Origin of the sequence: Rhizobium beringeri, assembly GCF_004306515.1 — a bacterium.
Classification (GTDB): domain Bacteria; phylum Pseudomonadota; class Alphaproteobacteria; order Rhizobiales; family Rhizobiaceae; genus Rhizobium; species Rhizobium beringeri.
This window is the reverse complement of the sequence record NZ_SILG01000001.1, coordinates 4,741,545-4,762,768: the sequence shown is the minus strand read 5'-3', so window position 1 is coordinate 4,762,768 and position 21,224 is coordinate 4,741,545. Positions and strand designations below refer to the sequence as shown.

Here is a 21,224-nt window from a genome sequence, read left to right as displayed (position 1 = left end):
AATGCCGCCTTTCAATTCCACCGGGCGGCATCCGCTAAAACGGCCGCCCGATCATTCCCCGCTTTGGCGGGCTGACGGATCCTCATGAGCCGCTCGCCTGCCGGTTCACTCAAACACTGCTCCCGAAGGAACCGGCGCAAAACTCCGTTGCAGGTGCCGCGTTCATGCGGCAACCTTACATCGGCTTTCCGTGCCAAGCTGGCGGTCGAACCTCGTTTTCGGCCGACCAGCCCGAACGCAATATTAATTTACCTTCTCCGGTGGCCTCGCCTTAAACGTGTGGCCACTGAAGGCACAAAACATCCCCGCTCCGTAACAGCCACGTTACGGCTCAAATCCGTCGAGTGCTTGAAAAAACGGAAGCGCAATGCTCCGTAACAAACGGCACAAACTTATCGCCCTGCCGACGTGGCAGTTAAGACCGAGCCTCTGCAGGTGATGTCCGCGCCCTTTGTTGAAAGCCATTTAGGCAGGATCAAAAGGCAATATCAACGATGAATTTTACGCAAAATTAAGAAGCGGGCATTGACTCCGCCTGCCCTTTTCGGGCGTCACACCAGCGTCAAAAAAGAATCGCAGTTGAATCAAAGAGATTCCCCCGTTCGGGCTATTTTGACACGCATTGAAAGAAAAAAAATAAAATCCTCTTGACTCGCCTGTGGTCCCGGAAGCTTGGGGCAGAGTCGCGCGGCGTGAAAGCATCCTTGCGCAAGCCATTGTTTTTAAACGATTTTTCCTGTCATGGCGCTGACACGAAACAGTCGTGAGATTAACCACGCAGGGGCTGATCGGCGGAATCGAAAAAGCCCGGTAAAATTACCGGGCTAATCATAAAGAAGAAGTCCTTAATGGAAGATTACGCGGTCGTGGTGACCGAAAGAGCCTTCACACGAGCGGCCAGACGCGAGACCTTGCGCGATGCCGTGTTGGCATGCAGCACGCCCTTGCTGGCGGCGCGGGCAAGCTCGGGCTGAGCAGCCAGGAAAGCTTCCTTCGCCTTGGCGGCGTCACCGGATGCGATGGCCTCTTCGACCTGGCGAACGAAAGTACGAACGCGCGAGCGACGAGCCTTATTGACGTCGGTACGGCGGGCGATCTTGCGGGTCGCTTTTTTCGCCGAAGTTGTATTGGCCATGGATGCCTCTCTCAAGAATTCGAACAAACTCCGCCATTACCGCGGGCCCTGCGGCCACAAAATCCAGCAATGCGGGAGCAATCGCGGAAAACCAAACCGGCTTTCCGAACCGTGGGCGGGCATATAACTCTAAAGCCGGCCCACGTCAACGCGGATTTTCACGCTTTACCACTGGCAAGCGCCTAAAAGCATTCAACGGTGCGTAAAAGCCGGTTTGCGCTTCTCGACGAAGGCCGCCATGCCTTCTTTCTGGTCATCCGTGGCAAAGAGACTGTGAAACAGGCGGCGCTCGAAACGCAAGCCCTCCTCCAGCGTCGTCTCGAATGCGCGGCTGACCGCCTCCTTGGCCATCATGACCGAGGGACGCGAAAGCGAAGCGATCTTTTCGGCCGCTGCCAGCGCCTCGTCGAGCAGACGTTCGGGTGCCACCACACGCGAAACGAGTCCCGATCGTTCGGCTTCCGCCGCATCCATCATGCGACCGGTCAGGATGAGGTCCATCGCCTTTGCCTTGCCGACAGCGCGTGTCAGCCGCTGCGAGCCGCCCATGCCGGGAATGACGCCAAGGGTGATTTCCGGCTGGCCGAACTTCGCCGTCTCCGAGGCGATGATGAAATCGCACATCATGGCGAGCTCGCAGCCGCCGCCGAGCGCAAAGCCGCTGACGGCAGCGATCACCGGCTTGCGTGCCTTGGCGACCTCATCCCAACCGCTGATGAAATCACTCTTATAGATATCGGCGAACTCAAGCGGCTGCATCTCCTTGATATCGGCGCCGGCGGCAAAGGCGCGCTCGGAACCGGTCAGCACGATCGCGCCGACCGTCTCGTCGGCGTGGAAGGCGGCATAGGCCTCTTTCAGTTCCTTCAGGACGGTGGAGTTCAGCGCGTTCAGCGCCTGCGGGCGGTTCAGCGTGACGAGGCCGACATTGCCTCGGGTTTCGACGATCAGGGTCTCATAGGCCATGCTGTTCTCCCGGTTTCTCACTCTTACTTCTGGCAGGTGGCGCAATAGAAGGTGGAGCGACCCGCCTGGACGATGCGGGCGACCGTACCGCCGCAGCCGGGCGTGCGGCAAGCCCGACTTTCGCGATCATAAACGGAGAAGGAGTGCTGGAAATAGCCGAGCGATCCGTCGGTCTGGATATGGTCACGCAGCGACGATCCGCCGGCGGCGATCGCATCGGCGATGACGTCGCGGATCGAGGCGACGAGCAGGTCGAGCTGCGCCTTCGGCCGGCCCCCTGCCGTCACCAGCGTGCCGGCGGCACGGATCGGCGAAAGATGCGCGCGCCACAGCGCCTCGCAGACATATATATTGCCGAGACCGGCAATATTCTTCTGGTCAAGCAGCGCGCTCTTCAGCGGCTGCGCCTTGTCCTGGAAACGTTCAGCCAGATAGGCGGCGCCAAGCTCGTTTCCTGTCGGCTCAGGGCCGAGATCGCGGAAGAAGGGATGGGCGGCGAGATCGGCACGTCCCACCATATCCATGAAGCCGAAACGGCGCGGATCGTTGTAGACGACACGGCGTGGGCCGCTTGCGCCCTCCAGATGGAAGACGACGTGATCGTGCTTCTCGTCCTTCGAGCGGGCATGGTGGAATTCGCCCGGCATGCCGGAGGCGGCACCCTCCTCGATGCGAAACGAACCGGACATGCCGAGATGGGAGATCAGCGTGTTGCCGTCGTCGAGATCGACCAGCAGATATTTGGCGCGGCGGCCGAGGCTGACGATGGTGCGGCCGGAAACCCTGTCCGCGAAAGCGTCGGGAAAGGGGAAGCGCAGATCGCCGCGGCGCAGCTCCAGCTTGGTGATGCGGGTGCCCTCCATCGCCGGCGTCAGGCCGCGTTTCACCGTTTCGACTTCTGGCAATTCCGGCATCTTAACCCATCTATATCTAACGTGTTTCAACCGACGACGATGTGCGCTATAGCGCCAGTGTGCCGCGGAGAATGCGGCCCATAGATAACGTCGCGCGCGGTCTTTCGCTATGGCCGCCGCGCCCGAATCTTCAGGAACGGAGCAGTCTGATGTCAGAAAGCCGCACTTCCGCCGATGGCGGCATGGAGACCTCCTACGGCTTCCGCGAGGTGCCTGATGGCGAGAAGCAGAGCCTGGTCAACCAGGTGTTCCACAAGGTCGCCAAGCGCTACGACATCATGAACGACGTCATGTCGATGGGCATGCACCGCGCCTGGAAGGATGCGATGATCTCGGCGCTGAACCCGCGCAAGGAGCCGGGCTACAAGGTACTCGACGTTGCCGGCGGCACGGGCGACATCGCCTTCCGCATCGTCGAGGCCTCGGGCAGACAGGCGCATGCCACCGTGCTCGACATCAACGGCTCGATGCTCGGCGTCGGGGCCGAGCGGGCGGAAAAGAAGAAGCTTTCCGGCAATCTCACCTTCGTCGAGGCGAATGCCGAGGAACTGCCGTTCGAGGCAGGCAGCTTCGACGCCTATACGATCGCCTTCGGCATCCGCAACGTGCCGAGGATCGACGTAGCGCTGTCGGAGGCCTATCGCGTCTTGAAGCGCGGCGGACGGCTGCTGGTGCTGGAATTTTCCGAAGTCGATATGCCGCTTCTCGACAAGATCTACGACGCCTGGTCGTTCAACGCCATTCCGCAATTCGGCAAGGCGATTACCGGCGATGCCGAACCCTACCAATATCTGGTGGAATCGATCCGCAAGTTCCCGAACCAGGAGAATTTCGCGGCAATGATCCGCCAGGCCGGCTTTTCGCGCGTCACCTACACCAATTATACCGGCGGCATCGCCGCACTCCATTCCGGCTGGAAGCTCTGACGCATGACGCCGAAAAGTGTAGAGCGGTTTTCGAATAGCGTCGCGCGAGAATCAAACAGAACATGAGCACTTTCGGCGCATATTTCCGTCTTTGGCGCGTCGGCTGGGTGCTCGTGCGTGAGGGCGTCGTGTCAGCTCTTCCTTCCGAAGGGCTACCGCCTCCGGTCGCACTCGCCAAATCCTTCGTCACGATTTTCGAACGAAGCAAGGCGCGGCATCAGAAGCGCAGCGACCGGCTGGCCCAGGCTGTCGAGCGGCTCGGTCCCTCCTATGTGAAGATCGGGCAGTTCCTGGCGACGCGGCCGGATGTCGTCGGCGTCGAATTCGCCAACGACTTGTCGCAGCTTCAGGACCGGATGGCCTTCTTTCCCTCGGCAGCCGCCAAGGCCAATATCGAAGGCTCGCTCGGACGGCCGATCGGTGAGCTCTATGCGAGCTTCGGCGATCCAATCGCCGCCGCCTCGATCGCGCAGGTGCATCCGGCCGAGGTCGACAGTGCCGAGGGCCGGAAAAAGGTCGCCGTCAAGATCGTGCGGCCCGGCGTGCGCCAGCGCTTTGCCCATGACATCGAGGCGATGTATCTCGTTGCCCATATGCAGGAGCGTTTCCTGGCGTCCAGCCGGCGGCTGCGGCCGGTCGAGGTGACGAAGACGCTGGAGCAGACGACGAAGGTGGAGATGGATCTTCGCCTGGAGGCGGCGGCCCTTTCCGAGATCGCCGAGAATACCGAGCGGGATCCCGGCTTCCGCGTGCCGAAGGTCGACTGGGAGCGCACCGGGCGCGACGTCATCACCATGGAGTGGATCGACGGCACGAGGATGTCCGACGTCGAGGGCCTGCGCGCGGCGGGCCATGATCTCAACCTGCTTGCCGATACGCTGATCCAGTCGTTCCTGCGCCACACGTTGCGCGACGGCTTCTTCCATGCGGACATGCATCCGGGCAATCTCTTCGTCGATGCGGACGGCATGATCGTCGCCGTCGACATGGGCATCGTCGGGCGACTGGGCAAGAAGGAACGGCGGTTCCTCGCCGAAATCCTCTATGGCTTCATCACCCGCGACTATATCCGCGTCGCCGAAGTGCATTTCGAGGCTGGCTATGTGCCTGGACATCACAATGTCGAAAGCTTCGCACAGGCGATCCGGGCGATCGGCGAGCCGATCCATGGACAGCCGGCCGAGACGATCTCGATGGGCAAGCTGCTGACGCTGCTGTTTGAAGTGACCGAACTCTTCGACATGGCGACGCGGCCGGAGCTGGTGATGCTGCAGAAGACCATGGTCGTGGTCGAAGGCGTATCGCGCATGCTCAATCCGCGCTTCAACATGTGGAAGGCCTCCGAGCCTGTCGTCGGCGACTGGATCCGCACCAATCTCGGGCCGAAGCGGATCGCCACCGATCTTAAGGACGGGCTGAAGGCGGCGGTAAAACTCGCCGAAGCCGTGCCCGAAATCGCAGCGAAGACCGAAAAATTCCACCACCAGCTCCTGCATATGAGCGAGCACGGGCTGCGCTTCGACGCTGAGACGGCGGAGGCGATCGGCAAGGCCGAAGCGCGGCACAATCGCTCGGCCAGGATCGCGCTTTGGATCGTCGCATTGACGCTTGTCTATATTGCCTGGATGCTGAGCTGACCGCTTGCCAAAAACATGCTGTGTTCGGCATTTGGGATATCCCATGTGACGGAGGGCTCGCTTAGTCTCGCATTCCGAGCATGATGCCGAAAAGTGTGAGCGGTTTTCGGGCGACATCATGCTCTGACTCTTTAGTTTAGAACAGGATTCAGATTTTCGGCCGATCCGGCCTAAAATCATCCTGTTCTGGGGAGATAGGGGCACATGAAGCACGAACGCCTTGGCATCGAACTTTCCGGACAACCGCTCGGTTTTGCCGAGATGGTGACGATTGGTGCGGGCAAGGCTAAGATTTCGGCTTCGGCGACAGGCATGGCCCGCATCGCGATCGCCCGCGAGGTCGTCGAGGATGCGATTGCCTCCGGCATGCCCGTCTATGGCTCGACGACAGGCGTCGGCGCCATGAAGGATGTGGAGTGGTCGGCCGACGAACTCGACACCTTCAATCTCGGCCTGGTGCGCGCCCATCATTTCGGCACCGGCACACCCTTTTCCTGCAATATCGTGCGCAATGCCATGGCGATCCGTATCAACACGGCGCTGACCGGCCAGGTCGGCTGCACGCCGGAGCTGATCCAGGCCTATATCAGGATGCTCGAGGCCGATCTCATCCCGGTCGTACGCCGCACCGGCTCGATCGGCTGTGCGGATATCGGCCTGATGGGACAGATCGGCGCGGTGCTGACCGGCGTCGGCGAAGCGATCTATCGCGGCAACCGGATGCAGGCGGCCGAGGCCTTCCGGGCGGCCGGGCTGGAACCAATGCGGATGGCGCCGCGCGACAGCCTCGCCTCGCTCAGCATCAATGCGGTGAGCTTTGCCTCGGCGGCGGAAACGACCCGCAATGCCGCGGCCTCGATCCGCGTCCTGCTGGCAACGGCGATGATGGCGGCCGGCGCGCTCGGCGCTTCCCGCGATCCCTGGAAGGCGGTCCGGCATGTCGGAACGGCGCGTGAAGCGCTGATCGGCGCCTGGCTCTGCAATGCCTCCGACGAATGGAACTGGCCCGTCGCAACGCATGTGCAGGATCCGCTGAGCCTGCGCATGATCGCCCAGGTATTCGGCGCGGTGATCGAAAACCTCTTATCGACCGGCCACAAGATCCTTGCCGCCACCGGGCGCTCGGACGACAATCCCGTCGTGGTCGAAGGCCGGGTGATGACGTCGGGCGGCTCTCTTCCGCTCGATGTGACGATCCTGCTCGAATCGGCCGCGCTCTGCATGGCGCATGCAGCGCGCAACGCCTTTAATCGCTGCGTCATTCTCGGCAACGGCCAGCGGCGCGACCTGCCGGTCAATCTCGTGCCGCCGGGGCGGATTGCCACCGGTTTCGGGCCGATCATCAAACTTGCCGGCGAGATTTTCTCGCGCGTTCTGTCAATGTCCAATCCTGTTTCTGCGCAGTCGCTGGTCGTCGCAGCCGGGTTGGAGGACGAGGCGGCCTTCCTACCGCTCGTCATCGAGCGCTTCGACCGGCAAATGCGGGCGCTGAAGCGCCTCGCAGCCCTCGAGGCGCTGCTCTCGGCCCAGGCGATCGACATTCTTGGCGATGAACCGAAGGGCGTCGCCGCCATGCTCTACGCGGTCGTGCGCAAACATGCGGATTTCTATATTGTCGACCGGCCGCTTTCGGCGGAGGTGGAGGCGATCGAGGAAGAACTTGGTTCGGACGACTTCGTCTCGAAGCTGACCGAGCAGGTTCCAATTGCCTCCTTCGACGATTTCTTCGCGCTCGGCTCGCTGGAGCGCATCGAGGAGCGGCTGACAGGCCCCTAGAACAGGATGACTTTAGGCCGGGTCGGCCTAAAGTCTGAATCCTGTTCTAAATTAAAGAGTTAGAGCATGATGTCGTCCGAAAACCGCTCACACTTTTCGGCATCATGCTCCAGCCGGCGACAGTCTGATCCAGTTTAGGGAGGAAGCGGTATGGACTTCGATCTCGTTTTGCAGGGCACGGTGGTGCTGCCGGACCGCATTCTCGAAGAGGGCTATGTCGCCGTGCGCGACGGCAAGATCGCCGAGGTCGGCCTCGGCGTGCCGCCTGCGGGCCGCGAACGGCATCTGCTCGGAAAAGCGCTGATGCTGCCGGGCGCGATCGACGCACAGGTGCATTCGCTTTCCCAGAAGGACCAGGAGGATTTCATCTGGTCGACGCGCTCGGCGGCGGCCGGGGGCGTGACTGTCATCGTCGACATGCCCTATGACGAAGGCAATCTCGTCTGCTCGGCAGCGGCGGTGAAGCGGAAGATCGACCATGCCGGTCCGCAGGCGCGCGTCGACTTTGCGCTTTATGGCACCGTCGATCCGGAAGAAGGCCCGGCACGGATCGGCGAAATGGTGGAGGCAGGCGTCGCCGCCTTCAAATTCTCGACCTTCGGCACCGACCCGAAGCGCTTTCCGCGCATTCCGCCGGCCCTGCTCGACGCCTGCTTTGCGGCAATCGCGCCGACGGGGCTGACGGCGGGCGTGCACAATGAAGACGACGAGGCAGTGCGCAGTTACATCGAGCAGGTGAAGGCGAGCGGTATCACCGACTGGCGGGCGCATGGCCTGTCGCGGCCGCCGATCACCGAGCTGCTGGCGATGCACACGATCTTCGAGACGGGTGCTCATACCGGTTGCGCGGCGCATGTGGTGCACTGCTCGCTCGGGCGCGGCTATGATATCGCGCGCGCCTATCGCCGCGACGGCTTTGCGGCGACGGTCGAATGCTGCATCCACTACCTGACGCTCGACGAGGAAAACGACGTGAAGCGCCTCGGCGGCAAGGCGAAGATCAATCCGCCGGTGCGGCCGCGCGCCGAGGTGGAGAGGCTCTGGCGGAAGGTGGCCGAGGGTGATGTCTGGCTGGTCTCGACCGATCACGTCAGTTGGTCGGAAAACCGCAAGACCAATCCCGACATGCTCGCCAACGCCTCCGGCGTTCCCGGCCTCGAGGTGATGGTGCCGCTTTTCGTCAAAGGTGCCATCGAACGCGGCATCCCGCTCACATGGGCCGCCAGGCTGTTGGCGGAGAACCCGGCGAAACATTTCCGGCTCGACCATATCAAGGGCGCGCTGACGCCGGGCAAGGATGCCGATATCGTCGTGCTGGAGCCGCGCGACAGCGTCTATGACGCCGCTGCGAGCGGCAATAACGTCGTCGGCTGGAGCCCCTATAACGGCATCCGCCTGCCCTGGACCGTCTCGGCCACTTACCTGCGTGGCGAAAAGATCGCCGAGGGCGCCAAGGTGCTGGCCGAGCCCGGCACCGGGCGCTTCGTGCGGCCGTTGCCGCGCCAAGTCATTGCGGGAGCTGAAGCATGAGCCGCAATCTTCCCGTCAATGCCGACCGGATCGCTGCAGATATCGAGGCGCTGGCCGGGATTACCGAGCCGGGGCATCCCTGGACGCGGCGAGCCTTCTCGCCGCTCTTTCTCGAAGGCCGGGCCTATATCGAAGCGCGGATGAAGGCAGCGGGACTGGAAACGTGGATCGATGCCGCCGGCAATCTGGTCGGCCGGCGAACAGGGCGGAAACCGTGGCTCGGCACGATCATGGTCGGCTCGCATTCCGACACAGTGCCGGACGGCGGCCGCTTTGACGGCATTGCCGGGGTAATTGCGGCGCTGGAGGTGGCGCGCGCGCTACGCGATCAGGGTATCGAGCTCGATCACGATCTGGAAATCGTCGATTTCCTCGCCGAGGAGGTGAGCATCTTCGGCGTGTCCTGCATCGGCAGCCGCGGCATGACCGGCCAACTGCCGGAGACCTGGCTTTCGCGCGTCAGCGACGGGCGCGACCTGGCCGAGGGTATCGCGCAGGTCGGCGGCAGACCTGATGTGCTGATGCAGCAGAAGAGACCCGATATAGCCGGCTTTCTCGAGCTCCATATCGAACAGGGCCCGGTGCTCGAAGCCGAAAAGGAGGATGTCGGCATCGTCACCGCGATATCAGGCATCACCCGTATTGAGATCACCGTCGAAGGGCGGGCCGACCATGCCGGCACGACGCCGATGGACCGGCGGGCGGATGCACTGGTCGCGGCATCGCAGCTGGTGCTCGACATCCGTAATGCCGCTGCAGAGCTTGCCAAAACGCCGGGCCATTTTGCAGCGACGGTCGGTGAAATCAGGATCGAGCCGAATGCCGCCAATGTCGTGCCGTCGAAGGTGGTGCTGCTGATCGATGGCCGTGCCGAAATCCGCGCCGACATGGAAGCTTTCTGCCGCTGGCTCGACGGCCATGTCGAAAAGCTGGCGGGGGCCTACAGCGTGACGATCAAGACGCCGAACCGGGTTTCCGACAATCTGCCGACGCCTGCTGATGCCGGGCTGCTGTCGACCTTGGAGGCTGCCTGCGAACGTGTCGGCGCAAAACATCGGCGCATGGCCTCCGGCGCAGGACACGACATGGCCTGGATCGCCAAGGTGGCGCCGGCAGCGATGATCTTCGTGCCCTGCCGGGAAGGCCGCAGCCATTCGGCCGACGAATGGGCTGAAAACGACGATATCGCGCTCGGCACCGCCGTGCTTTTCGAAGCAGTGCGCGAAATGGACAAGAGCTTGAATCAGGAGAAGGCGAATGGGACGCATACTCGTTGAGAAGGACGTGGAAGCTGCCGTCAAGGGTGGCTCCGTCTATGCCGCCGGCGGCGGCGGCTGGGCCGATCACGGGCGGATGCTCGGTTATGCCGCCGTCAATGTCGGCAGGCCGGAGCTGGTCTCGATCGACGAATTGCGGGACGAGGACTGGATCGCCACTGCCGCTGCGATCGGCGCGCCGGCCTCCACGACCCCCTGGGAAATGCAGGGCATCGACTATGTGAAATCCGTGCAATTGCTGCAGGAGGCGCTGGGCGAAAAGCTTTCCGGGCTGATCATCGGCCAGAACGGCAAATCCTCGACGCTGAACGGCTGGCTGCCGTCAGCGATCCTCGGCACCAAGGTAGTCGACGCGGTCGGCGATATCCGCGCGCATCCCACAGGTGACATGGGCTCGATCGGCATGGCCGGTTCGCCCGAGCAGATGATCCAGACCGCGGTCGGCGGCAATCGGGGGGAGAATCGTTATATCGAGCTGGTGGTGAAGGGGGCGACGGCGAAGATCTCACCGGTGCTGCGCGCTGCCGCCGATCAATCCGGCGGCTTCATCGCCAGTTGCCGCAATCCGCTCCGCGCCTCTTATGTCCGCAGCCATGCGGCGCTCGGCGGCATCTCGATGGCACTTGCGCTCGGCGAGGCAATCATCGCGGCGGAGAAGCGCGGTGGATCTGATGTCATCGACGCGATCTGCGAGACGACGGGCGGACATATCCTTGCCGAGGGGATCATTACCCGCAAGGACGTCGCCTACACCAAGGAAGCCTTCGACATCGGCACGATCACTGTCGGCTCGGGCGGAACATCGGTGACGCTGCATGTGATGAACGAATATATGGCGGTGGACGACGCGGATGGTGAGCGGCTTGCCACCTTCCCCGCCGTCATCACCACGCTTTCACCGGAGGGCGAGCCGCTGAGTGTCGGCCAGCTTCAGAGCGGCATGCATGTCTTCATCCTGCATGTGCCGATGGATATCATTCCGCTGTCGGCAAGCGTGCTCGATCCGACCGTCTATCCCGTCGTCGAAAAGGCGATGGGAATCGAGATCGCACGCTATGCACTGGCGACGAAGGCCTGAGCCATGGCACGCGATCCCGGTCTCGAAGAACTGATGCGTGAGGAACTCGGCGGTCGGCCGGGCCTTGCCGAAAAATCCATGTTTGGCGGCTGGGCCTTCATGCTGAACGGCAATCTTCTCTGCTGCGCGCGCCATGACGGCATGCTGATCCGTCTCGGCAAGGGCAATGACGGCTGGGCGCTGGCACTGCCGGGCGTGATCCAGATGCTGTCGGGCGAGCGTGTCATGCATGGCTGGGTGCGAGGCGGTGCCGCAGTTTATGGCGACGATGCCCTGAGACGGCGTTTGCTCGATGCGGCACTCGCCTATGTGGAATCGCTGCCCAGCAAATAACGAACGAAGGCAGAGCAAAACGAGGAACCCACGATGCCGAAGGCCAATCCACGTCATCCGAAATTTCCGATTCCAGGCGGGCCGGAACTGCGGGCCAAGGGCTGGCGGCAGGAGGCGCTGCTGCGGCTGCTCGAAAACGTGCTCTGCGTCGGCGAGGATCCCGACAATCTGATCGTCTATGCCGCGCTCGGCAAGGCGGCCCGCAACTGGGCGGCGCACAGGGGCATCGTCAAGGCGCTGACCGAGATGGAGGAGGACCAGACGCTGCTCATCCAGTCCGGCAAGCCGATCGGGCTTGTTCGAACGCACGCCAAGGCGCCGTTGGTCATCATGGCGAACTGCAATATCGTCGGGCAATGGGCAAAGGCCGAGGTGTTCTACGAGCTGCAGCGCAAGGGACTGATCTGCTGGGGCGGGCTGACGGCCGGCGCCTGGCAATATATCGGCAGCCAGGGCGTCATCCAGGGTACCTACGAGATCTTCATGCGCATTGCCGAGCGGCGCTTCGGCGGCGATCTCCTCGGCCGGTTCGTGCTGACGGCCGGCCTCGGCGGCATGGGCGGGGCGCAACCTCTCGCCGGCCGCATGGCGGGGGCTGCGATCCTCTGCATCGACATCGATCCAGAGCGTGCCCGCAAGCGCCAGCAGATCGGTTATCTCCAGGAAATCGCCCCCGATCTCGATACCGCCCTTCAGATGATCGATGCGGCGGTGAAGGACAAGCGGGCGCTGTCCGTCGGCCTCGTCGGCAATGCGGCGGAGGTCTATCCCGAGATCGCCCGCCGCGGCATCGTGCCCGACATCGTCACCGACCAGACCTCGGCGCATGACCTCGTCTATGGCTACGTGCCGAAGGGCATGAACCTCGAGCAGGTCAAGGGCCTGCGTGACGACGGCCAGGGGCAATTGATGGCGGCAAGCCGCGCCTCGATCGTCGAACATGTGACGGCGATGCTGGAGTTCCAGAAGCGTGGCTCGGAAGTCTTCGACAACGGCAACCTGATCCGCACGCAGGCCAAAGAGGGCGGCGTTGCCAATGCCTTCGACATTCCGATTTTCACCGAAGCCTATCTCAGGCCGCTGTTTGCACGGGCGATCGGCCCGTTCCGCTGGATGGCTCTGTCAGGCGAGGAGAGCGATATCGCTCGCATTGACGACCTGCTGCTTGAAATGTTTCCCGACAACAAGATCATCACCAACTGGATCCGCCTGGCGCGCGAACACGTGCCCTTCGAAGGGCTGCCGGCCCGCATCGCATGGCTCGGCCACGGCGAACGCACCTCACTCGCCCGGCGCGTCAATGCGCTGGTTGCAAGCGGCGAACTCAAAGGCCCGGTCGCCTTCTCCCGCGACCATCTCGACGCCGGCGCCATGGCGCATCCCAATATCATGACCGAGGGGATGAAGGATGGCTCCGACGCGATCGCCGACTGGCCGCTGATCGATGCGATGATGCTCTGCTCGTCGATGGCCGATCTGGTCGTCGTCCATTCCGGCGGCGGCGGCTATGCCGGCTACATGACGAGCTGTGGTGTCACCGTCGTCGCCGACGGCACGGATGCCGCCGACGAACGGCTCGACCATGCGCTGACCAACGATACGGCGCTTGGCGTCATGCGTTACGCCGATGCGGGTTACGAGGAGGCGCTGGACGAGGTGACGAAGAAGGACGTGCCTTATATCCGGCTTGGTTGATGTGCGGGAGGCGGACGTCAGGCAATCAGATTGGAGACTTCGAGGAGGTTGCCGTCGGGGTCCCTGAAATAGACCGAGCGCAGACGTCCGGTCGCACCGGTGCGTTCGACCGGACCCTCTTCGATCGCAACGCCCGCAGCCTGCAGATCAGCGATGACATCGGCAAGCTGTGTCTCGGCGATGAAGCAGAGGTCACCGGAGCCTGGCGTGGGGTGTCTCGCCTTGGGATCGAATTCGTGGCCGGCCTGGTGCAGGTTGATCTTCTGCCCGCCGAATTTCAGCGCCTTGCGGCCCTCTGCAAAAGTTTCGACCGACATGCCGAGGATGCGGGAATAGAAATCGCAGCTGATGGCGATATCGGCGACGGTCAGCACGAGATGGTCGAGACGGTCTATGCAGATCATGCTTTTCTCCTCGCGAATTGCTGGGCAAAGCAGGCGGAAGCAAAGGCCAGCGCCAGCATGGCAAGCGTGAAGATAACGACGGCGGCCCAGCCTTCAACCGCGAAGAACCAGCCGCCCGCCGAACCCATGAGGCTGGAACCGACATAATAGGCGAGCATATAGAGCGAAGAAGCGTGGCCCTTGGTGCCATGCGCCAGCTTGCCGACAAGGCCGCTGGCGATGGAATGGCTCATAAAGAAGCCGGTCGTGAGTACGATGATACCCAGGATGATGACCGGGAGCGAGGCAAAGAGCGTCAACGCGCTGCCGGCGGCGGTGAGTGCCAGACCGAAGAGAAGCACGGAAAAATGGCCGATCCGGTCTCCGAGCAGGCCGCCGATCGAGGAGGCGCTGATGCCGAAGAGGTAGACGGTGAAGATCAGGCCGAGTTCGGTCTGGTTGAGGCCGTAGGGCGGCGCCACCAGGCGAAAACCGGCATAATTATAGACCGTCACGAAGGAGCCCATCGCCAGGAAGGCGATGGCGAAGATGAAGGGCAGCGCCGGATTGGTGAGATGGGCGAGCCAGGCTTTTGCATGAAAGCGCGGATCGAAGCCCGGCCGGCGGACGAAATTGCGTGACGGCGGCAAGAGGGCGATGAAGCCGATCGCGGCGGCAAGGCCGATGGCGCCGATGATGAAAAGCGCCGGGCGCCAGGTGAGATATTCGGCGAAGATACCAGTGAGCACGCGGCCGGACATACCGCCGAAGGCCGTGCCGCCGACATAGAGGCCCATGGTGGCGCCGAGGCCGCGCGGATCGATTTCCTCGGCGAGATAGGCCATGGCAACGGCCGGCACGCCGCCGAGAACGAGGCCCTGCAGGGCGCGGATGACGAGCAGCAGATGCCAATTCGGGGCAAAGGCGGTGGCAATGGTCAGCAATGCCGCGCCGGTGAGCGATATCGACATCACGCTGCGGCGGCCAAGACCTTCCGAGACGGCGGCGGCACAGACGATGGCGACCGCCAGGAAACCGGTGGAGAGCGACAGGGATAGCGAGCTTTCGGCCGGGCTGACGGAAAATTCCTGCGAGAAGATCGGCAGCAGCGGCTGGACGCAATAGAGCAGCGAGAAGGTGGAGAAGCCGGAAAGGAAGAGTGCCAGGCTGGCGCGGCGATAGGCGCCGGTTCCGCGTCTGAGGTAGTGCTTCTGCCCTGGGATCGCAGCTGTCTCGGAGGTCTTCACTGCATGCACTGACGGCGGCATATCTTCATCCTTCCGGTCTCCGATCTAGCCAACGCCACTCCATTTGTCCAATATATGAAACTGGCAATTTCGATAGGTTTTGGAGATAGCGATGGAGTTGCGGCACCTGAGATATTTCCTGGCAGTGGCGGAAGAAGGCAATTTCACCCGTGCCGCCGGCAAGCTCGGCATCGGGCAGCCGCCGCTCAGCCAGCAGATCCGCGATCTCGAAAGGGAAGTGGGTGCGGCGCTGTTTCACCGCGTGCCGCACGGGGCCGAATTGACGGCAGCGGGCGCGGCATTCCTCGGCGAGGCAAAGGCTTCGCTCGCGGCCGCGGAAAAGGCGAAGCTTGCGGCGCAAAGCGCCAATCGCGGCGAGACCGGCCGGCTGTCGCTCGGCTTCACCGCCTCCTCCGCCTTCAACCCCGTGGTCAGCACGACGATCCGCCGGTTTCGCGCGCGCTGGCCGGAGGTGCAACTGGCGCTGACGGAAATGAATACGCTGGCGCTGATGCAGAAGCTGGAACGTGGCGAGCTCGACGCCACTTTCATGCGCCCCGGCCTGGACGATCCCGCCGGCATCAGGCTACGGCGGCTGCCGGATGAGCCGATGGTGATTGCCCTGCCGGCCAGCCATCCCCTGGCACGGCGCAGCAAGCTACCGCTTGCAGCGCTGGTGGACGAACCCTTCATCCTCTTTCCCCGGCTTGTGGGCTTGAGCCTCTACGACGATGTCGTGCTCGCCTGCCGCAAGGCAGGATTCGAGCTCACCGTGGCGCAGGAGGCGCCGCAGATTTCCTCGGTCGTCAATCTGGTGGCGGCCGATCTCGGCGTGTCGATCGTGCCGGCCTCGATTTCGCAGATCAAGCTCGAAGGTGTGGCCTACCGGCCGATCGAAGGGCCGCCGGCCGTGGCGCGCCTGGCGCTGGCAATTCTGAAAACACATCGCTCGCCGGTCACCGAGAACCTGATGAGCCTGCTGAGCTAAAGCGCGTCGCGATCTTTCAGATTCGCTCTTCGCGCTTTAGGTCTTGTTCTTGCGCATGTCGTTTTCGCAAAACCGCGGCACACTTTTGCGCGACATGCTCTACCCCGCCGGATCCCAATAGGGCGGATCGCCGAAGCTTTTCTTCAGGTGATCGGCGATGGCGCGGAGCTTGGCGGAGGGATTTCGGCCCTCGGGATGGGCCATGTAGATGAATTCGGCCTCCGGCCTGTGGCCGACATCGATTTCGGCAAGCCGGCCCTCGCGGATGGCCGGGCCGGCGATGAAGGCCGGCAGCAGCGCAATGCCGAGGCCGGCAATGGCGGCGTCGCGGAGCATGTCGCCATTGTTGATGCCGAGCGCCAGTTTCGCACGGACGACGATCGCACCGTCGGGCGTCTGGAAGCGCCAGTCGGCAACGCCGCGATTGGTGTAGAAGATTCCGCGATGGCTGTTGAGATCGGCCAGCGACGACGGAATTCCCTGGCGCGCGAGATAATCCGGCGAGGCGCAGAGAAGGCGGCGGCTGCGCGTGAGTTTCCAGGCGACCAACCGGCTATCGGCGATCGGACCATTGCGGATGATGGCATCATAACCGTCCGAGGCGGCATCGACGCGCCGGTCATCGATATCGAGGGTCAGTTCGATCTCGGGATGCTCGGCGAGAAAGGGATAAAGCGCCGGACCGAGATGCATGCGGCCGAAGGTGACGGGGGCGGCGATGCGGATCGGGCCGGATAGCGTTCCGCGCCGCTCGGCCATATCTGCCGCGGCCTCCTCGATCTCGCGCACGATGCGCGCGGCGCGCTCCAGGAAGACCATGCCATCCTCCGTCAAAGTGAGCTTGCGGGTGGTTCGGTGCAGCAGCATGCCGCCGAGCGACTTCTCGAGTTCCGCCAGCCTTTCGCTGACGACGGATTTGGACAGCCGCAGGCGCCGGGCGGCTTCGCTGACCGAGCCCGCCTCGACCACGGCGACGAAAGCCGCAATGCCTTCTATCCTGATCATCGTTCGGCTTTTCCGAATTCGAGTTCCCCAATCTGGAGACTAATCCGAACGAAAGGAAAATGCCATCTTCCATTCAACGAAAGCGGCGGCAGGGGCCGCCTCACCTCAAATCCAGGAGATGAAACCATGAACCGCTTGAACAACAAGGTCGCGATCGTCACCGGCGCAAGCTCCGGCATCGGCCGCGCCACGGCAAAGCTCTTCGCCGCCGAGGGCGCGAAGGTCGTCGTCGGCGCCCGCCGCCAGGGCGAACTCGACAGCCTCGCCGCGGAGATCAAGGCAGAGGGCGGCAACGCCATCGCCATTGCCGGCGACGTGCGCTCGGAAGACTATCATAAGGCGCTGGTCGCCGCCGCCGTGACGAATTACGGCAAGCTCGACATCGCCTTCAACAATGCCGGCACGCTCGGCGAAGCCGGTGCGAGCACCGCCGTTTCCGAAGCAGGCTTCAGCGAGGCACTGGCAATCAATCTGACGGCCTCCTTCCTCGCCGCCAAGCACCAGATCGGGGCAATGGTGGAAAATGGCGGCGGCTCGGTGATCTTCACCTCGACCTTCGTCGGCTACAGCTTCGCCTTTCCGGGCGTTGCCGCCTATGCCGCCAGCAAATCCGGGCTGATCGGCCTGACGCAGGCGCTTGCCGCCGAATTCGGCCAGCGGGGCGTGCGCGTCAACGCCATCCTGCCGGGTGCGGTCGATACAGAAATGTATCGGGACATGAACGATACGCCTGAGAAGCAGGCCTTCGTCACCAATCTGCATGCGCTGAAGCGTGTCGCAACACCCGAAGAACTCGCCCGCTCGGTCCTCTACCTCGCCTCCGACGATGCGAGCTTCGTCACCGGCACGGCGTCGTTGGTCGACGGCGGCGCTTCGATCACCCGCACCTGAGACGGCGCGGCGCGGTTATCCGCTGCGAGTTGATCATCGTTCAACGCGCCGGCTTATCGCGCCGCTTTTTTCAGAGCATTCTCGCATTGGACAAGAACGGGCCACGCCCCAACATTCGGTCAAAGGAACTTCATCATGTCACGCCTGCAGAACAAGACAGCCCTCATCACCGGCGGCACCAGTGGCATCGGTCTCGAGACCGCCCGCCAGTTCATCGCTGAGGGCGCCCGCGTCGTCGTTACCGGCAGCAGCGCGGCAAGCGTCGAGGCGGCCCGCGCCGAATTCGGCGGCAAAGCCACCGTCATCCAGGCCGATGCCGGCAATGCGGTCGGCCAGAAGGCCGTCGCCGATAGCGTGAGAGAGGCTTTCGGCACGCTCGACATCCTCTTCGTCAACGCCGGCGTCGCCGAATTCGGGCCGCTGGAACAGTGGAGCGAAGCCGCCTTCGACAAGTCGGTTGATATCAACGTCAAGGGCCCGTTCTTCCTGATTCAGGCGCTGCTGCCTATTTTTTCGAAGCAGGCTGCGATCGTGCTCAACACCTCCATCAACGCCCATATCGGCATGCCGAATTCCAGCGTCTATTCGCTGACGAAGGGCGCGCTGCTGACGCTTGCTAAGACATTGTCGGGCGAACTCATCGGCCGCGGCATCCGCGTCAACGCCGTCAGCCCGGGTCCGATCGCCACGCCGCTCTACAGCAAGCTCGGCGCTTCGCAAGCCCAATCAGAGGCGATGACTGCGCAGATCCAGGCCCAGATTCCCGTCGGCCGTTTCGGAACCCCCGGCGAAGTCGCCAAGACGATCGTTTTCCTCGCCTCCGATGAGGCGGCCTATATCGTCGGCAGCGAACTCATCATCGACGGCGGGATGAGCAACCTCTGACCCACGAGTGCGGCGGAGACCAGAGCAGCTCCGACGCCTGTCGCCCTCGCGATTGCATGTTCTCCGCCAAAGGCTTAGGGTCGAGGGCGGTCAGAAAAGGCAACGGGTAGAAGGCCATGGCTATCAGCGGCAAACGCATCCTCCTCATCATCTCCGGCGGCATCGCAGCCTATAAGAGCGTGGATCTGATCCGCCGGCTGCGCGAGCGCGGCGCGAGCGTGCGCCCTGTGATGACCAAAGGCGCCCAGGAATTCGTCACGCCGCTTGCCGTCGGTGCACTGGCGGCGGACCATGTCTATCTCGATCTGTTTTCTCGGCAGGACGAACAGGATATCGGCCATATCCGCCTGGCGCGCGACTGCGACCTCGTGCTGATCGCTCCTGCCACGGCCGACCTGATGGCGAAGATGGCGAACGGGCTTGCCGACGATCTCGCCTCGACCGTGCTTCTTGCGACCAACAGGCCGGTGCTTGCCGCACCGGCGATGAACCCGGCCATGTGGGCGCATCCGGCGACGCGGCGGAATGCGGCGATGCTCAGAGCCGACGGCATCCGCTTCGTCGGGCCGATGGCCGGCGAGATGGCGGAAAGCCGGGAGGCCGGGCTCGGCCGGATGGCGGAGCCGCTGGAGATCGTTGCGGCTGCCGAAACCATGCTCGACGACGGAGAAAAGCCGCTCAAGGGACGCAAGGCAATCGTCACGTCGGGACCGACGCATGAGCCGATCGATCCGGTGCGCTATATCGCCAACCGCTCCTCCGGCCGGCAGGGGCATGCGATCGCCGCAGCCCTTGCAAAGCTCGGGGCGGAGGTGACGCTTGTATCGGGGCCGGTGACGATCGCCGACCCCGTCGGCGTGACCGTCGTGCATGTCGAGCGAGCGGAGGAGATGCGTGATGCCGTGCTTGCGGCGCTGCCGGCCGACATCGCCGTGATGGTCGCAGCGGTGGCGGACTGGCGCGTCGCCTCGGCCGCCGACCAGAAGCTGAAGAAACATCCCGGCGAATCCATTCCGACGCTGGCGCTGACCGAGAATCCGGACATCCTCAAAACTGTCGGCCACCATACGATGCGGCCGAAGCTGGTGATCGGCTTTGCCGCCGAGACGCAGGACGTGGAAAGCAATGCGAAGGCGAAACTCGAGAGGAAAGGCGCCGACCTGATCGTCGCCAATGACGTCTCTCCTGCGACCGGAATCATGGGCGGCAGCCGCAACAGGGTCAAACTCATTCGCCGCGACGGCGTCGAGCAATGGCCTGATCTGACGAAGGAAGAGGTTGCCGAAAGGCTGGCGGCACTGATCGCCAGGCAGCTGCGCTAATCGCGAGCGGCTTCCGCTGATCGTCGGTCCAGCTGACGCCAAGCGTTCAGGCAGAAATAGCCACGCGCTGCGGCTTGGCGGCACTGCGCTTCTCCGGCCGGAAGTCGGCGACGTCGATGCCATCTTTGCCGATAGTGACGGCGCTGCCATCCGGAATTTCGGCCCAGGCATCGACATCATCGTTCAACGGCTCGGAGACGAGGCAATAACCGGCGTTGACGGGTGAGGCATAGAGAGTCGGCGCTTTGCGGTCGGTCGCATAGCGAACAGCATAAAGCGTGTTGCCATCGGAAAAGGCAGCGGTAAAGCGCAGCAGGATCGAGCCGATGACGCTTTCGGCCAGGTCCTCGACGACACCGATCATGTGAGCCATCGCAGCGATCGGCGCCTCGCGCAGGCCGAATTGTAGCGCCAGCAGGAACATCAGTTCGGAATCGGTCGTGCCGCCGCGGGCATTGAACAGCTCGTCGTCGAGCATCGCCTCCATCGGCCGGCGCAGGCGCTCGAAGCCTGCGATCTGGCCGTTGTGCATGAAGGACCAGGTGCTATGGGTGAAGGGATGGCAGTTGTCGCGGCGCGTGCCGCCGCCTGTGGCAGCGCGGACATGGGCGAGGAAGAGCGGCGAACGGATCTGCCGCGCCAGGCTCTTCAGATTGCAATCCGACCATGCGGGCAGGATATCGCGGTAACGGCCGGGCTCGGGCCTGTCGCCATACCAGGCGATGCCGAAGCCATCGCCATTCGTCGCCGTCTTGGCGCGGGTGGCGCAATGGGACTGCTCGATCAGGGAGTGGGCGGGCGAGGATACCAGTTCCTCGAGATAGAGAGGGTCTCCACGATAGGCTGCCCAGCGACACATGGCTCTTTGCTCCGGAACCCCGCCGCCGCGTCGGCGGGAATGCTCTAAATTGTCTGATGTCGCGGCTAACAACAGCTTAACGCGCGGCCGGTTTGCAAGGGCAAGATGACGGTTTCGTGGCGCAAAACATCTTCAAATTCGGCGAACAGCTGTGTTCTCTCGTGAACACTCACCTTCCGCAAGACAGCGCATACGTGCATTTCTGCTTGCATCTCAGAAGAATCAGCCTAACTTTAAGCCATCAGCAACAGAACGAAAGGAAGGTGATCCAATGTCTAATGAGATTTCGGACCTCGTAACGGGCATGGAAGAGGTGACGAAGGCGAGGCAGCCCTCGCTCTAATCCCCGCCTTCCTAGGGCTGCATAGACAGTCCAG

The 21,224-nt window shown here is 63.0% G+C and carries 19 protein-coding genes; 12 read left to right on the top strand and 7 right to left on the bottom strand.

The features are described from left to right. Positions 1 to 856 precede the first annotated feature (856 nt). The 3 genes from rpsT to mutM form a co-directional block, all read right to left on the bottom strand. A complete protein-coding gene (gene rpsT, locus ELH03_RS23650) occupies positions 857 to 1,135 on the bottom strand; it encodes a 30S ribosomal protein S20 (protein ID WP_003556028.1) in 279 nt (92 codons plus the stop codon). A 192-nt stretch (positions 1,136 to 1,327) separates the two neighbouring features. Continuing rightward, complete coding sequence (locus tag ELH03_RS23645; protein WP_128400774.1) at positions 1,328 to 2,101, bottom strand: enoyl-CoA hydratase; 774 nt, start codon at positions 2,099 to 2,101, stop codon at positions 1,328 to 1,330. Between the two features lie 23 nt (positions 2,102 to 2,124). Then, positions 2,125 to 3,015 carry a bifunctional DNA-formamidopyrimidine glycosylase/DNA-(apurinic or apyrimidinic site) lyase gene (mutM, locus tag ELH03_RS23640; protein ID WP_128400773.1) on the bottom strand — a complete coding sequence of 297 codons (891 nt, stop codon included), beginning with the start codon at positions 3,013 to 3,015 and terminating at the stop codon, positions 2,125 to 2,127. Between the two features lie 149 nt (positions 3,016 to 3,164). On the opposite strand from mutM, the gene ubiE reads away from it, so the two are divergent. The 8 genes from ubiE (at position 3,165) to ertB (ending at position 13,267) form a co-directional block, all read left to right on the top strand. Continuing rightward, a complete protein-coding gene (gene ubiE / locus ELH03_RS23635) occupies positions 3,165 to 3,941 on the top strand; it encodes a bifunctional demethylmenaquinone methyltransferase/2-methoxy-6-polyprenyl-1,4-benzoquinol methylase UbiE (RefSeq protein ID WP_075226138.1) in 777 nt (258 codons plus the stop codon). A 62-nt stretch (positions 3,942 to 4,003) separates the two neighbouring features. Further along, positions 4,004 to 5,578, top strand: coding sequence for a 2-polyprenylphenol 6-hydroxylase (gene ubiB, locus ELH03_RS23630; RefSeq protein ID WP_128400772.1), 1,575 nt, complete (start codon positions 4,004 to 4,006; stop codon positions 5,576 to 5,578). A 204-nt stretch (positions 5,579 to 5,782) separates the two neighbouring features. Continuing rightward, the gene (locus tag ELH03_RS23625; protein ID WP_128400771.1) at positions 5,783 to 7,354 is read left to right on the top strand and encodes an aromatic amino acid lyase; all 1,572 of its coding nucleotides are present in this window, start codon (positions 5,783 to 5,785) and stop codon (positions 7,352 to 7,354) included. Between the two features lie 150 nt (positions 7,355 to 7,504). After that, complete coding sequence (gene ertD, locus ELH03_RS23620) at positions 7,505 to 8,884, top strand: hydantoin-5-propionate amidohydrolase (RefSeq protein WP_128405412.1); 1,380 nt, start codon at positions 7,505 to 7,507, stop codon at positions 8,882 to 8,884. Further along, positions 8,881 to 10,161: a Zn-dependent hydrolase gene (locus tag ELH03_RS23615; RefSeq protein ID WP_128405411.1), complete on the top strand. Its 1,281-nt coding sequence runs from the start codon at positions 8,881 to 8,883 to the stop codon at positions 10,159 to 10,161. The genes ertD and ELH03_RS23615 overlap by 4 nt, the downstream gene beginning before the upstream one ends. Next, on the top strand, positions 10,142 to 11,239 hold the full coding sequence (ertC, locus tag ELH03_RS23610; RefSeq protein WP_128405410.1) for a thiohydantoin desulfurase: 1,098 nt from the start codon (positions 10,142 to 10,144) through the stop codon (positions 11,237 to 11,239). The genes ELH03_RS23615 and ertC overlap by 20 nt, the downstream gene beginning before the upstream one ends. A 3-nt stretch (positions 11,240 to 11,242) precedes the next feature. Beyond that, positions 11,243 to 11,572, top strand: coding sequence for a TfoX/Sxy family protein (locus ELH03_RS23605; protein ID WP_128405409.1), 330 nt, complete (start codon positions 11,243 to 11,245; stop codon positions 11,570 to 11,572). Positions 11,573 to 11,605: 33 nt separating this feature from the next. Further along, complete coding sequence (gene ertB, locus ELH03_RS23600; RefSeq protein ID WP_128405408.1) at positions 11,606 to 13,267, top strand: thiourocanate hydratase; 1,662 nt, start codon at positions 11,606 to 11,608, stop codon at positions 13,265 to 13,267. Between the two features lie 17 nt (positions 13,268 to 13,284). Here ertB and ELH03_RS23595 read toward each other — a convergent pair whose 3' ends face one another. Together ELH03_RS23595 and ELH03_RS23590 are read right to left on the bottom strand one after the other, a co-directional pair. After that, positions 13,285 to 13,671 (bottom strand): VOC family protein, encoded by a 387-nt coding sequence (locus tag ELH03_RS23595; RefSeq protein WP_128405407.1) that lies wholly within the window; start codon positions 13,669 to 13,671, stop codon positions 13,285 to 13,287. Next, positions 13,668 to 14,918, bottom strand: a complete 1,251-nt coding sequence (locus tag ELH03_RS23590) for an MFS transporter (protein WP_128405406.1) — start codon at positions 14,916 to 14,918, stop codon at positions 13,668 to 13,670. The genes ELH03_RS23595 and ELH03_RS23590 overlap by 4 nt, the downstream gene beginning before the upstream one ends. A 91-nt stretch (positions 14,919 to 15,009) precedes the next feature. Here ELH03_RS23590 and ELH03_RS23585 point away from each other — a divergent pair, with 91 nt between their 5' ends. Continuing rightward, the gene (locus ELH03_RS23585; protein WP_128405405.1) at positions 15,010 to 15,885 is read left to right on the top strand and encodes a LysR family transcriptional regulator; all 876 of its coding nucleotides are present in this window, start codon (positions 15,010 to 15,012) and stop codon (positions 15,883 to 15,885) included. Between the two features lie 99 nt (positions 15,886 to 15,984). Here the strand turns inward: ELH03_RS23585 and ELH03_RS23580 are convergent, their stop codons facing one another. Beyond that, the gene (locus ELH03_RS23580) at positions 15,985 to 16,890 is read right to left on the bottom strand and encodes a LysR family transcriptional regulator (protein ID WP_128405404.1); all 906 of its coding nucleotides are present in this window, start codon (positions 16,888 to 16,890) and stop codon (positions 15,985 to 15,987) included. Positions 16,891 to 17,016: 126 nt separating this feature from the next. On the opposite strand from ELH03_RS23580, the gene ELH03_RS23575 reads away from it, so the two are divergent. From ELH03_RS23575 to coaBC, 3 genes are all read left to right on the top strand, one after another. Then, positions 17,017 to 17,781, top strand: a complete 765-nt coding sequence (locus ELH03_RS23575; protein ID WP_130766692.1) for an SDR family oxidoreductase — start codon at positions 17,017 to 17,019, stop codon at positions 17,779 to 17,781. A 135-nt stretch (positions 17,782 to 17,916) separates the two neighbouring features. Continuing rightward, positions 17,917 to 18,666 (top strand): SDR family oxidoreductase, encoded by a 750-nt coding sequence (locus ELH03_RS23570; protein WP_128405403.1) that lies wholly within the window; start codon positions 17,917 to 17,919, stop codon positions 18,664 to 18,666. 116 nt (positions 18,667 to 18,782) lie between these two features. Beyond that, the gene (gene coaBC, locus ELH03_RS23565) at positions 18,783 to 19,988 is read left to right on the top strand and encodes a bifunctional phosphopantothenoylcysteine decarboxylase/phosphopantothenate--cysteine ligase CoaBC (RefSeq protein ID WP_128405402.1); all 1,206 of its coding nucleotides are present in this window, start codon (positions 18,783 to 18,785) and stop codon (positions 19,986 to 19,988) included. A 46-nt stretch (positions 19,989 to 20,034) separates the two neighbouring features. On the opposite strand, the gene ELH03_RS23560 is transcribed toward coaBC, so the two are convergent. Next, positions 20,035 to 20,847 (bottom strand): class II glutamine amidotransferase, encoded by an 813-nt coding sequence (locus ELH03_RS23560; RefSeq protein ID WP_128405401.1) that lies wholly within the window; start codon positions 20,845 to 20,847, stop codon positions 20,035 to 20,037. Between the last annotated feature and the right edge of the window lie 377 nt (positions 20,848 to 21,224).